The 15,075-nt window shown below is 48.7% G+C and carries 12 protein-coding genes; 6 read left to right on the top strand and 6 right to left on the bottom strand.

What is annotated here, in order from left to right:
- Positions 1 to 59: 59 nt before the first annotated feature.
- Complete coding sequence (gene nblS, locus LEPBO_RS37470; RefSeq protein ID WP_036044704.1) at positions 60 to 2,021, top strand: two-component system sensor histidine kinase NblS; 1,962 nt, start codon at positions 60 to 62, stop codon at positions 2,019 to 2,021.
- A 14-nt stretch (positions 2,022 to 2,035) separates the two neighbouring features.
- On the opposite strand, the gene ribBA is transcribed toward nblS, so the two are convergent.
- Positions 2,036 to 3,739 (bottom strand): bifunctional 3,4-dihydroxy-2-butanone-4-phosphate synthase/GTP cyclohydrolase II, encoded by a 1,704-nt coding sequence (gene ribBA, locus LEPBO_RS0117970; protein WP_017288954.1) that lies wholly within the window; start codon positions 3,737 to 3,739, stop codon positions 2,036 to 2,038.
- 364 nt (positions 3,740 to 4,103) lie between these two features.
- Between ribBA and argC the strand changes: the two genes are divergently transcribed.
- Positions 4,104 to 5,162, top strand: coding sequence for an N-acetyl-gamma-glutamyl-phosphate reductase (gene argC, locus LEPBO_RS0117975; RefSeq protein ID WP_017288955.1), 1,059 nt, complete (start codon positions 4,104 to 4,106; stop codon positions 5,160 to 5,162).
- A gap of 33 nt (positions 5,163 to 5,195) precedes the next feature.
- Here argC and cobM read toward each other — a convergent pair whose 3' ends face one another.
- The 4 genes from cobM to LEPBO_RS0117995 form a co-directional block, all read right to left on the bottom strand.
- Positions 5,196 to 6,011, bottom strand: coding sequence for a precorrin-4 C(11)-methyltransferase (cobM, locus tag LEPBO_RS0117980; RefSeq protein WP_017288956.1), 816 nt, complete (start codon positions 6,009 to 6,011; stop codon positions 5,196 to 5,198).
- 8 nt (positions 6,012 to 6,019) lie between these two features.
- Positions 6,020 to 7,132, bottom strand: coding sequence for a beta-ketoacyl-ACP synthase (locus LEPBO_RS0117985; RefSeq protein WP_017288957.1), 1,113 nt, complete (start codon positions 7,130 to 7,132; stop codon positions 6,020 to 6,022).
- A gap of 76 nt (positions 7,133 to 7,208) precedes the next feature.
- A complete protein-coding gene (locus LEPBO_RS0117990; protein WP_017288958.1) occupies positions 7,209 to 7,970 on the bottom strand; it encodes a peptidylprolyl isomerase in 762 nt (253 codons plus the stop codon).
- Positions 7,971 to 8,200: 230 nt separating this feature from the next.
- Positions 8,201 to 8,770: a photosystem I assembly protein Ycf4 gene (locus tag LEPBO_RS0117995; protein WP_017288959.1), complete on the bottom strand. Its 570-nt coding sequence runs from the start codon at positions 8,768 to 8,770 to the stop codon at positions 8,201 to 8,203.
- 366 nt (positions 8,771 to 9,136) lie between these two features.
- Between LEPBO_RS0117995 and psbD the strand changes: the two genes are divergently transcribed.
- The 3 genes from psbD to LEPBO_RS0118010 all read left to right on the top strand — a co-directional run bounded on the left by psbD (position 9,137) and on the right by LEPBO_RS0118010 (position 12,223).
- The gene (gene psbD / locus LEPBO_RS0118000) at positions 9,137 to 10,192 is read left to right on the top strand and encodes a photosystem II D2 protein (photosystem q(a) protein) (RefSeq protein ID WP_017287122.1); all 1,056 of its coding nucleotides are present in this window, start codon (positions 9,137 to 9,139) and stop codon (positions 10,190 to 10,192) included.
- Complete coding sequence (gene psbC / locus LEPBO_RS0118005; protein WP_086371004.1) at positions 10,140 to 11,558, top strand: photosystem II reaction center protein CP43; 1,419 nt, start codon at positions 10,140 to 10,142, stop codon at positions 11,556 to 11,558. The genes psbD and psbC overlap by 53 nt, the downstream gene beginning before the upstream one ends.
- 131 nt (positions 11,559 to 11,689) lie before the next feature.
- A complete protein-coding gene (locus LEPBO_RS0118010) occupies positions 11,690 to 12,223 on the top strand; it encodes a hypothetical protein (RefSeq protein ID WP_017288961.1) in 534 nt (177 codons plus the stop codon).
- On the opposite strand, the gene LEPBO_RS0118015 is transcribed toward LEPBO_RS0118010, so the two are convergent.
- Entirely contained in the window at positions 12,220 to 13,389 is a 1,170-nt protein-coding gene (locus LEPBO_RS0118015; protein ID WP_017288962.1) for a cysteine desulfurase family protein, read from the bottom strand. The genes LEPBO_RS0118010 and LEPBO_RS0118015 overlap by 4 nt on opposite strands.
- Positions 13,390 to 13,482: 93 nt before the next feature.
- Here LEPBO_RS0118015 and LEPBO_RS0118020 point away from each other — a divergent pair, with 93 nt between their 5' ends.
- On the top strand, positions 13,483 to 15,039 hold the full coding sequence (locus LEPBO_RS0118020; protein WP_144056228.1) for a phospholipase D-like domain-containing protein: 1,557 nt from the start codon (positions 13,483 to 13,485) through the stop codon (positions 15,037 to 15,039).
- Positions 15,040 to 15,075: the final 36 nt, after the last annotated feature.

The following is a 15,075-nucleotide window of genomic DNA, read 5'->3' on the forward strand; positions in this document are numbered from 1 at the left end:
AAGGCGTGAAACAAACTATTAAGTTTCAACCTTCGTTCTTCATTCTTTAGAATCTGCCCGTGTCCTCCTTTATCACACCGATTCGAGACGTTTTACGACGCTGGTGGTCAGGATTTAGCCTCCAGACAAAACTGATGGCGGCGGCAACTTTAGTCGTTTCGATCGTCATGAGCGGTCTTACGTTCTGGGCAGTTAATACAATCCAACTGGATGCCCGAATGAATGACACTCGCTTCGGCAGTGATTTAGGCTTGTTATTAGCCGCCAACGTTGCGCCATTGGTGAATGAAGAAAATCGCACCGAACTGGCTCAATTCTCGCATCGGTTTTATGGCAGCACTTCTAGCATTCGCTACATGCTCTATGCCGATGCCGATGGCAATATTTTCTTCGGCATTCCTTTCTCGGATTCCGAGGTTCAAAATTCCCTAACCATTCAGCGCAAAATTCAACTGCCTGAAGACTTTAATGAACGCACCAATCGTCCCATGGTGCGTCAGCACATTACGCCGGATGGTGAAGTCACCGATGTGTTTGTGCCCTTGGTTTTTGAGAACAAATACTTAGGCGTTTTAGCGATCGGAACCAATCCCAATCCAACCGTTGTCACCTCATCGCATTTAACGCGAGACGTCACGATCGCGGTTTTCGTCTCAATCTGGGTGATGGTCATTCTCGGTGCAGTCTTCAACGCGCTGCAAATTACCAAACCGATTCGGGAACTTGTGATCGGCGTGAGAAACATCGCCAAAGGAAATTTCAAACAACGAGTCGAACTGCCTGTGGGCGCAGGAGTGGAACTGAGCGAACTGATTGCCAGCTTTAATGACATGGCAGAACGCTTAGAACGCTATGAAGAACAGAACATTGAGGAATTGACCGCCGAGAAAGCAAAGCTTGAGACTTTGATTTCGACGATCGCAGATGGAGCCGTTCTGCTCGATGCCAACATGCGGATTGTTCTTGCCAACCCCACCGCACGGAGAATCTTTGGCTGGGAGAACAAAGCGATCGAAAGCGAAAACGCCATGTATTTCTTCCCGGTTGCCGTTCAAGTCGAACTGACGCGCCCGCTCTTTCAAATGGCGCGTGGCGAATTGCGAGAAGAAGCAGAATTTCGGATTACCGCGATCGAGCCGAATAACCGGACGCTGAGAATTCTTTTAAATGCCGTCGTCGATCCAGTCCGAGACAACGTGAAAGGAATTGCGGTGACGGTGCAAGACATTACCCGCGAAGTTGAACTGAATGAAGCAAAAAGTCAATTTATCAGCAATGTCTCGCACGAACTGAGAACGCCATTATTCAACATCAAGTCGTTTATTGAAACGCTCTACGAATACGGCGACGAACTCAGCGAAACTCAGAAGCTCGAATTTTTGGAAACCGCAAATCGAGAAACCGATCGCTTAACTCGCCTGGTTAACGATGTTTTAGATCTGTCTCGCCTCGAATCCTGCAAGATTTATCAATTTGAAGCGATCGACTTAGTACAACCGATCGAACAAATTCTCAGAACTTACCAACTCAACGCCAAAGACAAAGGCATTGAACTGATTAAAGATATTGAACCCGATCTGCCGCCTGTGTTTGGGCATTACGATCTGTTGCTGCAAGTCTTTGCGAATCTCGTGGGCAACGCTTTGAAATTCACCGAGGCGGGTGGAAAAGTCGCCCTGCGCGCCTACTCTTTAAGATCATCTGAAGATCAAGTCCAGCAGTTCGTGAGAGTTGAAATCGGTGACACTGGCATTGGAATTGATGGCGCAGATCAAGAAGCAATCTTCGATCGCTTCTTCCGCGTCGAAAACCGAGTCCATACCTTAGAAGGAACAGGCTTAGGACTGTCGATCGTCAAAAATATTATTGAGCGTCATCGGAGCCATGTCCGTCTCGTCAGCGAAGTCGGCTGTGGCACAACCTTCTGGTTTGATTTGGTGGTGTTTCAGGAGAATCCTGAGTTTGAAGAAATGTCAGTCACTCTGGACAGTCCAGCACTCCTTCAATCAAAACCAGGATAGATGCACAGCCGGACTTAGACCTTCAAGAAGCTGTAAATCGTTTGAGTTGTCAGCAAGTCACAGATCGTAGAAGGCAGACGATGTAACGGGAAGGTTTGACGATCAAGTTGAATCTGGAGTCCAACTAATGGATCACTTCCAGGTGAAACGAGGAACTCCATCTTCTCTAGAGACAGACCCATCGTAATTTGATCCAACATATCGGCAACAGCAATCGTAAACGGATGCTGCGCAGACTTGTACCACTCGGCATCAGCGGCGATTTCATGCTCAAAGCCTAAATTGATGATCAATGACGATCGATCAAACAGCGCGAGCGCCATCGGTCGAGTTTCTTCCTGTAACATCAAATCCCGAGCTTTCGCCACATGCCGTAATTTCTCAAGCAGCGCATACCGCTCGGTCACAGAATTCAGATCATCTCTTAAATTGATCGAAATGGTTGCTAAGTAAGTGCGAAGAAATAAATGCCCTAATTTTTCTGCTTTCGTCGCCAAATAGCCAGAATTGTAAGTCGTCGCTTCTGTTAATAAAGGAACGCGATCGATCATTTCCAATCCATAGCCTTTAAGTCCTGCAATCTTGCGCGGATTATTGGTGACTAGACGAATCTGTTTTACCCCCAGATCATTCAAGATCTGAGCGCCCACTCCGTAATCCCGCAAATCTGCTGGAAATCCTAGCTTTTCATTGGCTTCAACAGTATCGAGTCCCATGTCTTGCAGCGAGTAGGCTTTCAGCTTATTCACTAAGCCAATCCCTCGCCCTTCTTGTCTCAAATACACGACGACACCGGAACCGTTATGCTCAATCATCTTCAATGCAGCTTCCAGTTGCACTCGGCAATCGCAGCGCAATGACCCTAAAGAATCGCCGGTCAAACATTCTGAATGGACGCGCACCATCACAGGCTGGTTTGAAAACTCGGCGGGATCACCTTTGACGATCGCCACATGCTCTGTATTGTCGAGCAGATTCCGATAGCCATAAATCTTAAAGTGCCCAAATTGGGAAGGTAAATCAGCAACCGTTTCTCGATGTACAAATCGTTCATGCTTTAACCGATAGCTGATCAGATCGGCGATGCTGATAATTTTTAAATCATGCTCACGGGCGTAGTCGATGAGCTGTGGCAACCTTGCCATCGACCCATCTGGGTTTTGAATTTCACAGATCACACCCGCCGGATATAAACCTGCCAAGAGAGATAAATCGACCGCTGCCTCAGTATGTCCTGCACGTTTCAGAACACCGCCGCTGCGTGCGCGGATCGGGAAGATGTGTCCAGGACGACGTAAATCAGTCGGACGCGTGTCGGGATCAAGAACAGCCTGGATTGTTTTAGCGCGATCGTCGGCGGAAATCCCGGTCGTGACGCCGATCCGAGGAGACGCATCAATACTGACAGTGAAAGCCGTCTGATTCGTATCCGTATTTTCTCGAACCATTAAAGGGATATCTAGCTCATCGAGCCGTTCTCCCGTCATAGCGAGACAGATCAGACCTCTAGCATAAACTGCCATGAAATTAATCATGTCAGCCGTGGCAAACTGCGCGGCGCAGATGACATCCCCCTCGTTCTCCCGGTTCTCATCATCGACAACAACGATCGCTTTTCCGATTTTCAAGTCGGCGAGGGCATCATCGATCGAATCGAAGGTAAACGGTTGGGTATAGGTTGGTTGAGACGATTTAACAGAGAAGTTCAAGGCGACCACACCGTAAAGTTTCTTGAAGCGGACTTATCTTTGATTGTAATTCTTTTGACTACGGAACTCATCGTCTAATTGTAATTCTTTTTACGCAGAGGGATGGGCAGGAGGCAAGCATCGCACGCTACACTTCTAAAAATCAATACGTAGGATATTGTACAGATCCGTAAGATTTATGAGAAAACCAGTGAGTATTCACATTCGTCAATTCCCTGAAGTCGTATCGAGCGAAGCAGTTTTGATTGAAGTGTGACCATAGATTAAAAATGCAAGTGTAACGGCTGAAATCTGTCGAGATCGGCTTTGAGAATTTCACGATCGGCATTACAATGCAGCAAACATTAAGGTGATTCACAGAAGGTCGAAGGCTATGGGTGATTCAGAACGGATCTCCGTCGGGATTATAGGCGCATCAGGTTACGGAGGAGTTCAACTCGTTCGCCTGTTGCTGGATCATCCGCGCCTGGAGTTGGCTTATTTGGGCGGCGATAGTACTGCGGGACAGGATTTCTCTGCTCAGTATCCTCATCTTTTTTACGCAGTACAACAGCCGATCGAAGCAATTGATCTCGATAAAATTGCTGAACGTTGCGATGTCGTTTTTCTTTCTTTGCCAAATGGTTTGGCACTGAAGATGGCTCCAACGTTGCTAGAGCGCGGCTGTAAGGTTTTGGATCTGTCAGCCGACTATCGTTTTTCGGATTTGTCAGTTTACAAGCAGTGGTATGGCGGCGATCGTACCGATGATGCCGTCGCTGAAACGGCAGTCTATGGCTTGCCGGAGTTGTATCGCGATCGCATTGCTGGAGCGAATTTAGTCGGGTGCCCAGGATGTTATCCGACCGCAAGTTTGTTGGCGTTGTCTCCTTTGCTAAAGCAGGGATTGGTTGATCCAGGAACTGCAATTATTGATGCGAAGTCTGGGACTTCTGGCGGCGGGCGAGTTCCCAAGACTGGCTTCCTACTCGCCGAGGCGGATAATTCGCTTGGGGCTTACGGTGTGGCGCGGCATCGTCATACCCCAGAGATTGAGCAGATTTGTAGCGATCTGACCGGGCATGATGTGCTTGTTCAGTTCACACCGCATTTAATCCCAATGGTGCGCGGGATTTTATCCACAGTTTATGCAACGTTGCGCGATCCAGGATTGGTGCGGGATGATTTGCTGACAATTTATGGGGCATTTTATCGATCGTCACCTTGGGTGAAGTTGTTGCCCAGTGGAACCTATCCGCAGACCAAATGGGCATGTGGAACAAATCTTTGCTATATCGGCATTGAAGTCGATCAACGAACGGGCAGAGTGATTGTCATGTCCGCGATCGACAATTTAATGAAGGGACAGGCAGGGCAGGCAATTCAATGTCTCAACATCATGATGGGATGGGATGAAACTCTAGGATTGCCGAAGTACAGCTTTTATCCTTAATGCAGTGCTAGGTGAACTCTATCAATCAAGACATTATTCGGAAGTTGGATGATCTTTAAACAAGCGATCGTGTTGTGGATCATAAAGTCGCGATCGCGCGTTTAAATTCACGCCTTCAGACCCATAAGGAACAGTTGCAGCACTCAAGGCAGGACTAATCACATAAAGGGTTGTCCGAATTAGATTTTCCTGTTGGGTCACTTCTGCCATTTGAGCAAGAGGAACGACTCGAATTTTTTCATCTTCCCAACCTAAGCGAAAACAAATTGCAACCAGCGTTTCGGCTGAATAGTGTTGCAGAAGTTTGTGCTGAGCAGTTTCAACATGGCGCGCACTGAGATAGAGACAAAGCGTTGAGCGATGGGCTGCCAATGACGACAGTTCTTCGGATTCTGGCACCTGAGTCCGTCCGCTAATGCGAGTCAGAATGATCGACTGCACTAAGCCTGGAACGGTAAATTCAACTCGCAACCGCGCAGCCGCTAACTGATAAACACTAATGCCTGGAATGACTTCAAAAGGAATATCCGCATCAAATAGTGCCTGCATTTGTTCTTGGATAGCACTGTAAAGACAAGGATCGCCGGAATGAAGCCGGATCACCGATTTGTGCGATCGCACTCGATCAATCAGAATCGGCAAAATCTCTTCTAAAGTCTTATCTGCTGTCGGAATCACCTCAGCATCAGCCCGAATCCCCTCAAGAATTTGAGGGGGAACCAAGGAATCAGCGAATACGATCGTATCTGCCTGAGCTAAAAGTTTTTGCGCTTTTACCGTCAGTAAATCGGGATCGCCTGGTCCTGCACCGACAATATAAACTGCGGGAGAGAGAGGGATATCATCCATAGCAATTTTCACCGCGAAAAAGCAACGATCGCATTCTGTCCCCCGAAGCCAAAACTAAAGCACAGAACATTTTCTAATTTTGCGGTCTGAGCCGATCGCGCGATCGCTAACTCAAACTCCAATTCTCGCAAACCTACATTCGGTGGCACAATTTGCTCTTGCAAAGCCATCAAACAAAACGCCGCTCCCAAAGCACCCGATCCACCCAAAGTATGTCCGGTCGCTCCCTTCGTCGAACTGACCCAAACCGAATCGGAAAAACAGCGCTGAATTAACTGGGCTTCATTGCGATCGTTCAATTGGGTAGACGTTCCATGAGCGTGAATGTAGTCAATCTCTTGGGGTCGAAGCTGACTCCGCTCCAAACAGTGTTGAACCGCAGCGATCGCGGCTCGACTCTCAGGCTCCGGCGCGCTGACATGATACCCATCCGCCGTCAGTCCAGCCCCCAAAACTCGTCCATAGATTTTGGCATTTCTTTGAGCGGCTAACTCCGCCGACTCCAAAATCAAAACTGCCCCGCCTTCTCCTAATACTAAGCCTTGTCGATCTACATCGAACGGAAACGCTCCCTCTCTCGCTAAGGCTCCCATCCGTTCAAATCCAATCAGGGTCAGAGGAGTAATGGGTGCTTCGATCGCTCCACAAATGACACGATCGCACTGTCTACTGCGAATCAATTCCGCCGCGCGCGCGATCGCCCAAAGTCCAGTCGCACAGGCGGCCATCGGAGCCAACACAATCCCTTGAGAGCCGACCATCTGAGCCGTCGCGATCGCCGCCACATTGGGCAACGTATTCAACCAGTTTGACATCTCCCCTTGCCCTGCCGCTAACTTTTCCCACTGCATCTGGTTGCCACGACTTGACCCCAGCACAATCCCACAGTCAAACAAAGGTGATTCTAATCCTGCATCCTCGATCGCATCTGCTACAACCTGTCGCGTCAACGTTAAAATCTCACTCGGCTGTTGTTCAATCAATGCGATGGGTTTCGGCTCCACACACGAAAAAGGCTGGTAGAACTGAATGCCTGATCGCATTTCTACCAACCCTTTCCAACTCGACATTAGATTTCCCAACGCTGAGACTAAACCAATCCCAGTAACAACGACATCCATTGAGTAGTTCGCAAGGTTAAACGTGAAAAACGAAGTTGGGGAATGAAGAAACCACCCCCAACTCTTCATTTTCTCACTAGGGTGAAGTCGTCGGACTTGGAGAAGGACTTGCGCTTGGACTCGCCGCTGGACTCGCCGAACCTCCCTTTAAATTTTCTAATCCCTGAGTGACCTTCGCAGATTCAATACGATCGCCCTGTTGAATCTTATCCACCGTCTCCATTCCCTGGGTCACATATCCAAACACGGCATAATCGCCATCTAGGAATTGCAAATCTGCCAACGCGACATAGAACTGTGATGAAGCCGAATCCGGAGACTGCGATCGCGCCATCGCGACTGCTCCACGAGTATGTCTAAGTTTCGGTGGAACATTCACCCCAGCTTCTCTAAATGTACGGCTATAAATCGGCTCTTTTGCATCTCGGGGCGTAATTTCCAATGGAATGTCTCGCGGTTGCTGAGTTGCTGGATCAATAAATCCACCTGTTCCCAAGCGATCGAGCGGTACATTCGGATTCTTACTTTGAGGATCGCCACCCTGCACTACAAACGGTTGAGGTTCCCGCACTACACGATGAAACACCAATCCGTCATAAACCTTGCGGTTTACCAAATCGACAAAGTTTCCGGCTGTAATCGGTGCACTGGTTCCATCTAATTCCATTGTGATGGGCGCACCTTTCACCGTCATCACCACGGTTGCTTTTCCTTCTAAGCGAGGCAGTGTCGTTGCCGTTGGCGAACTTGTTGCTGGTGTAGAAGGGCTTGGAGTAGGCGATCCGGTTGGAGCGGCAGAAGTTTCCGGTTGAGAATTACACCCAACTAAGGCAAACATTGTGATGACCAATAAACATACAAGCCAATTCTGGAGTTTTGTCTGCATTTCTAGATACCTATTCCAACAAAAAGCCAACTAACATCTTACGCACATTCGCGCAAATGAAGCATAAAAAAGCTTGTAGATTCCACACCCACAAGCTTTTCTATACATTCATCAGTTTCTATCAACAGAATTCATCATCTGTAAGCTGCGTCAACGTTTGCTACAGCATCGTAAATCCGCCCTTATAAACCTTCTAAGGGAACACTTAAAAACTTCGCCAATCCTGCTGCTTCGTTCTCTAATTCTGCTAGTGTCATCGGCTGTCCGACGCGAGTCAAAGGAATATCGCGCATTCCTTTCACTTTCAAGTACAGCGATCGTCGAGGATTGACCCCTTCTCTCAGCGTCACTTTCACTGCCTGAACATCCGAAGTCTTCAAATCAACTTCAACCTTACGATTTTTTCCAGGAAAACCCCAGCGAAAGATTTTGACTTCGCCTTTCTCTTTGTTAAATTCGTTGTAACCGCCGCCTAAATCCCAAGAAATCGTCAACCACAAATAGGTTGCCAACAATAATCCAGCCGTGCCATAAAAGCCCATCACGAGTCCTTGCGGCACGAAGACAAGCTGAGTCGGATCAGAAAACGGCAAAAAATTCGTTTTGGTATAGCTAGAAATTGAAGCTAGGAAGAATCCAGTCGCTCCTACTGAAACAACCGTTGCCCAAAAATAGTTACTGAACCGCCGCGCACCTAAGACTGGCTGCCTCAAAACAAGGCTTTCTGAAGATGATGTGGTTTGTGCCGCCATAGCGCTTTTACTACCTAAAAAACTTACAAAATCTCAAATTCATTGATCGCGTCAAACCGTATCCCAGCCCGATCTACAATCTTACAGACAATCTTAATTAGTATACCGCCTGCAACACTTCGTTAAGTACAAGTAAACATAAGTATAGTTACTCATTGACAATCGAGCGTTCTCATAAAGCGATTCAAAGACTGAAATGCTGAAAAGCCTGATTTGTTTAGCGATCGCAAAAAAGTACAAAAAAATTATGCTGAGATTCGACGTGTCGGTTTGTAAATTTTCTAATTTCTCTTATTATATATAGGCATATAAACTCGTTCACTCTAGACAGCCAGCAGTTTTTATTAAGCTAGAGGATTTTGATTCATGACCATCGCAGTAGGTCGCGCGCCGCAGAGAGGAGTCTTTGACGCTCTCGATGACTGGCTCAAACGCGACAGATTCGTCTTCGTCGGTTGGTCGGGCATCCTGCTCTTCCCCTGTGCCTTCCTGGCACTCGGCGGATGGATGACCGGAACCACCTTCGTTTCCTCGTGGTACACCCACGGACTCGCGTCCTCGTACCTCGAAGGCTGTAACTTCCTCACCGTCGCAGTCTCCACCCCCGCTGACAGCTTGGGACACTCCTTGCTGTTGCTGTGGGGACCCGAAGCCCAAGGCGACTTCACCCGCTGGTGTCAACTCGGCGGTCTGTGGACATTTGTTGCCCTACATGGCGCCTTCGGACTGATTGGCTTCTGCCTGCGCCAACTCGAAATTGCTCGGTTGGTGGGCATCCGTCCGTACAACGCGATCGCGTTTACTGGACCGATTGCCGTGTTCGTGTCGGTGTTCTTGATGTACCCCTTGGGACAATCGTCCTGGTTCTTTGCTCCCTCGTTTGGGGTAGCTGCCATCTTCCGCTTCATCTTGTTTGTGCAAGGGTTCCACAACTTCACCTTGAATCCGTTCCACATGATGGGCGTAGCGGGGATTCTCGGGGGTGCGCTGCTGTGTGCGATTCACGGGGCGACTGTAGAGAACACCCTGTTTGAAGACGGTGAAGGCTCCAGCACGTTCCGGGCGTTCAACCCGACCCAAGCAGAAGAAACGTATTCGATGGTGACGGCGAACCGCTTCTGGTCGCAGATCTTCGGGATTGCGTTCAGCAACAAACGCTGGTTGCACTTCTTCATGCTGTTCGTGCCTGTGACCGGGTTGTGGATGGCGTCGGTGGGCATCATCGGCATTGCGCTGAACTTGCGGGCGTATGACTTCGTGTCGCAAGAGCTTCGGGCCGCTGAAGACCCAGAATTCGAGACGTTCTACACCAAGAACATTCTGCTGAATGAGGGCATCCGGGCATGGATGGCATCTCAGGATCAGCCTCATGAACACTTTGTATTCCCCGAAGAGGTTCTTCCCCGTGGTAACGCTCTCTAATACTTCTTTCGCAGGCAACCGCGACCAAGAATCATCTGGATTTGCTTGGTGGGCAGGTAATGCTCGTTTAATCAATCTCTCTGGTAAATTACTGGGTGCTCACGTCGCCCACGCAGGTCTGATCGTTTTCTGGGCAGGTGCAATGACCTTGTTTGAGGTTGCGCACTTTATCCCCGAGAAACCGATGTATGAGCAAGGTTTGATCTTGCTGCCTCACTTGGCAACCCAAGGTTGGGGTGTTGGACCGGGTGGCGAAGTGATTGACACCTTCCCTTACTTTGTCGTCGGTGTTTTACACCTAATCTCTTCCGCAGTACTCGGTCTGGGTGGAATTTACCACGCAGTTCGTGGACCGGAAACACTTGAAGAATATTCGTCTTTCTTCGGTTACGACTGGAAAGATAAGAATCAAATGACCAACATCATTGGCTATCACTTGATCCTGTTGGGTCTAGGTGCATTGCTGTTGGTGATTAAAGCAATGTTCTTCGGCGGAGTCTACGATACTTGGGCACCGGGTGGTGGTGATGTTCGTGTGATCACGAACCCCACATTGAACCCTGCTAAGATCTTCGGCTATCTCACCAAAGCTCCTTTTGGTGGAGAAGGCTGGATCATCAGCGTGGACAACATGGAAGACATCATTGGCGGTCATATTTGGATCGGGTTCATCTGTATTGCAGGTGGAGTCTGGCACATCTTGACCAAGCCTTTTGGTTGGGCACGTCGCGCGCTGATTTGGTCAGGTGAAGCTTACCTTTCCTACAGCTTGGGTGCGTTGTCTTTGATGGGCTTCATTGCTTCTGTCTTTGTTTGGTATAACAATACGGCTTACCCCAGTGAATTCTACGGTCCGACGGGTCCTGAAGCGTCTCAAGCGCAAGCGATGACCTTCTTGATTCGTGACCAGAAGTTGGGGGCGAACGTTGGTTCTGCTCAAGGTCCGACAGGTCTTGGTAAATACCTGATGCGCTCTCCGACGGGTGAAATCATCTTTGGTGGTGAAACCATGCGCTTCTGGGATTTCCGTGGTCCTTGGTTAGAGCCGCTACGGGGTCCGAACGGTCTTGACTTGAACAAGATCAAGAACGATATCCAACCTTGGCAAGTTCGCCGCGCGGCTGAGTACATGACTCATGCTCCGCTGGGTTCGATCAACTCCGTGGGTGGTGTTGCAACGGAAATTAACTCGTTCAACTATGTGAACCCTCGTGCTTGGTTAGCGAGCTTCCACTTCATCATGGGCTTCTTCTTCTTGGTTGGTCACTTGTGGCATGCAGGTCGCGCACGCGCGGCTGTTGCTGGCTTCGAGAAAGGAATCAACCGTGAGACTGAACCTGTATTGTCGATGCCGAACCTTGACTAATTTCTAGTCAGTTCGATTTCAAAGCCCTCGCCTCGTGCGGGGGCTTTTTGTGTAGAATCTCTATCAAGTCGGATGTAAGTTCTAATGCGATCGCTGTGGAATAGAGCTATCCAACTTGAAAGTTTAGAAGAATGATGACTTTATTTTTTCTGATCGCGATCGCTGCAATTCTTGGCGCGATCGTGTCTGCATCTCGCACTTATACAAAACTCAAGTTACAGCCCAATTCTGTTCAAGAAGCCATTGCCCCAGAAGCTCCGAAACTTCAGCCTGATTTAGACTCTGAAGGTGCAATTCTGTCGATGATTCCACAGCCTACACCTGATATTCCTTTAGCGACATCGCTGAGAATTTCAGAGGTGATTGATCCGAGCTTAGAGACTGATTCACCCCCAGAAGCAACGCATCATTCCCAGCCTGTTCTCGCAGAACTTGAGCAGTTAGAACAGGTTGAGGAAACGTTGAATCAGCTGACGAGCAAGGTCATCGATCCAGATCCATTCATGCGATTGGCGGTTGCGGTTGAATTGGGAGAGTTGGCAAAACGAGGGCAAGCGGTTGATCGAGTCGTGACCCTCTTGAATCGATTGCTAGAAGATGCTGATTTAGAAGTTCGAGTCCAAGCAGGAGCATCTTTAGCAATGCTTCCGAATGCTCTAATTTAGTAGCATTCACAGGGCTGCTTTTGAGGTTGCAGACGCGCCAAGATCTGCTGCAATACGATTGCAGTCCAATCAATATCTTCTTCGGTTGTCTGTTTTCCTAACGTAAGCCGGATACCTGATTTCGCAACACGATCGTCATAACCCATCGCCTGCAAAATCGTACTGGGGCGCAATGTTCCGCTACTACAGGCAGCCCCTGCACTAATTCCAATGCCCGCAAGATTCATTTGTCGAACTAACACTTTGCCATTCAGCGTCTGCCCATCTGCCTCGGGTAAGCAGAAGCTGACATGATGCGGGAGCCGATGCACCCGGTCTCCGGTCACGACTAAGCCAGAAACATTAGATAGCGCATCAAATAAGCGATCACGGAGCCGAATCAAGCGAGGAGTTTCGATCGCTAATTCTTGAGCGATCAACTCGGCTGCAATGCCAAAACTTGCGATCGCTGGCAGAGCTTGCGTGCCCGATCGCAGTTTTGCTTCTTGTCCGCCACCATTGAGCAGCGGCAGAAGTTTTACCCCAGGACGCACATAAAGTGCTCCAGCCCCCTGAGAGCCGTAAATTTTATGACTTGACAGTGACAGTAAATCAATCGGTAAGTGCTGAACATCGATCGGCAATCGTCCCGCAACCTGGACAGCATCGGTATGAAAAACTGCACCATGATCATGAACAATCTGACCCAATTGGGCGATCGGTTGAAGTGTTCCAACTTCGCTTTGACCATAGATGATCGACACTAAAACGGTGTTGGATTGAAGCGATGCTTTTAAATCTGCGGGATCGACTTGTCCAAGTCGATTCACTGGCAGTCGAGTCACTTCCCAACCCCACTGTTCTAGAAGGCTTGCAGGCTCAGAAGTGGCGGAATGTTCAACACTAGAAATAATGATATGTTGAGGCGTACGGTACTGCTGAGCGATTCCCATCACCGCAAGATTATTTGACTCTGTTCCACCCGAGGTAAAAACAATTGACTCTTCGGGTGCATTAATTAGACGAGCAACTTGAACGCGCGATCGCTCTAGAATCGTTGCCGCACGCTGACCCCACTGATGCAAACTCGACGGATTGCCCCATTCCTCCGTCAGGACTTGTTGCATTGCTGCGATCGCTTCGGGTCGCGTGGGCGTAGTTGCACTATAGTCGAGATAAATTTGCATGAGTGGGGGTTGCCAAAGATGGGTACGCTACAGGTGCTATTCGATGCGAATGCATTGAAAGTAGCACGTTGATGTTGTGCGAGAATCTAGCTTGTGGTCAGACTGAATCACCTTATCCAGTTTAGTCTCTGTACGCTCCTATTTGCGGGATGCCGAGCAGCTTCATCTTCGATCAGTGTGCGCCCACTGCCACAAGATCCCAACATCCAAGTCTTTACGAATCAAGCAGCGGCCTCTGAATATACTGAGCCGTATCGCAAAATTACAAGGGCAGGCGATAACTTAGAAGAAGTTTTAATCGATACGATCGCACAGGCAAAGTCGAGCATTGATGTTGCTGTTCAAGAATTTCGATTGCCTAATGTGGCGAAGGCATTGCGCGATCGAGCCGCAGCAGGCGTGACCGTGCGAGTGATTCTCGAAAATCAGTACGCTCGTCCTTACAGCAGTTATTCTGCCGCAGAAGTTGAGAAATTGCCGGAGCGAGAAAAAGCGAGATATCAGGAATCCAGAACGCTGATCGATCAAGATCAAGATGGACAGTTAAGCCTGACTGAAATTCAGGATCGAGATGCCTTAGTGATGTTGGATGTTGCGAAGATTCCTCGGATCGATGATCGAGCCGATGGCAGCCGAGGCAGTAACTTAATGCACCACAAATTCATAGTTGTGGATGGAAAGACTACGATCGTGACTTCGGCAAACTTCACGATGTCAGACGTACACGGAGACTTTGCTCGTCCTAGCAGCCGCGGCAATGCTAATAATTTGCTGAAGATGGAAAGTGTGGAAGTTGCACAGGCTTTTACAGCAGAATTTGAACTCATGTGGAGCGATCGCAAATTTGGCGTGAAAAAGCCATTTCGTCCAGCACAGCAGTTCAAACTGGGCGAGAGCGTGATTTCCTTGCAGTTCTCACCCAATTCCAGAACGATTCCCTGGGAACAAACACCCAATGGTTTGATTGCCAAAACGCTTCAGCAATCCACGCAAGCGATCGATTTAGCGTTGTTTGTGTTCTCGGATCAGGATCTAGTTAATACGATCGAAGGAAAATCAATTCGGGCATTAATCGAACCCAGCTTCATGTATAGACCTTTCAGCGAAGGTTTAGATATGTTAGGCGTGGCGCTAAGTAATAACTGCAAGTGGGAAGTCAATAATCGTCCTTGGCAAAATCCCATCAAGACAGCTGGAGTGCCGCAACTTCCGCCCGGTGATATGTTGCATCACAAGTTTGGAATTGTAGACGGACATACCGTGATTACAGGGTCTCATAACTGGACGCTTGCCGCGAATCGTGGAAATGATGAAACGGTTATCGTGATTCGGAATCCGGTAGTTGCAGCCCATTTTCAACGAGAATTTGATCGACTGTATGCAAATTCAGTTCTGGGGATTCCTCCAGCAATTCAGCGCAAGGTTGAGGCTGAACAGAAACAATGTCCTCCACCAAGCCAATCTCGCACCGGGTTAGTCAATCTCAATACTGCAACTCAGGCAGAGTTAGAAGCATTGCCGGGAGTTGGCTCAGGATTAGCGAAACGAATCATTCAAGCCCGTCCATTTCAGTCCTTGGAAGATCTCGATCATGTGCCTGGTGTCGGGAAGAAGTTGATAGAACGCTTGAGCGATCGTGTGACCTGGTAGGAGACTTAACTGATCACTCTATCTCTAATGTTTACG

This window comes from Leptolyngbya boryana PCC 6306, from assembly GCF_000353285.1.
Lineage (GTDB): Bacteria > Cyanobacteriota > Cyanobacteriia > Leptolyngbyales > Leptolyngbyaceae > Leptolyngbya > Leptolyngbya boryana.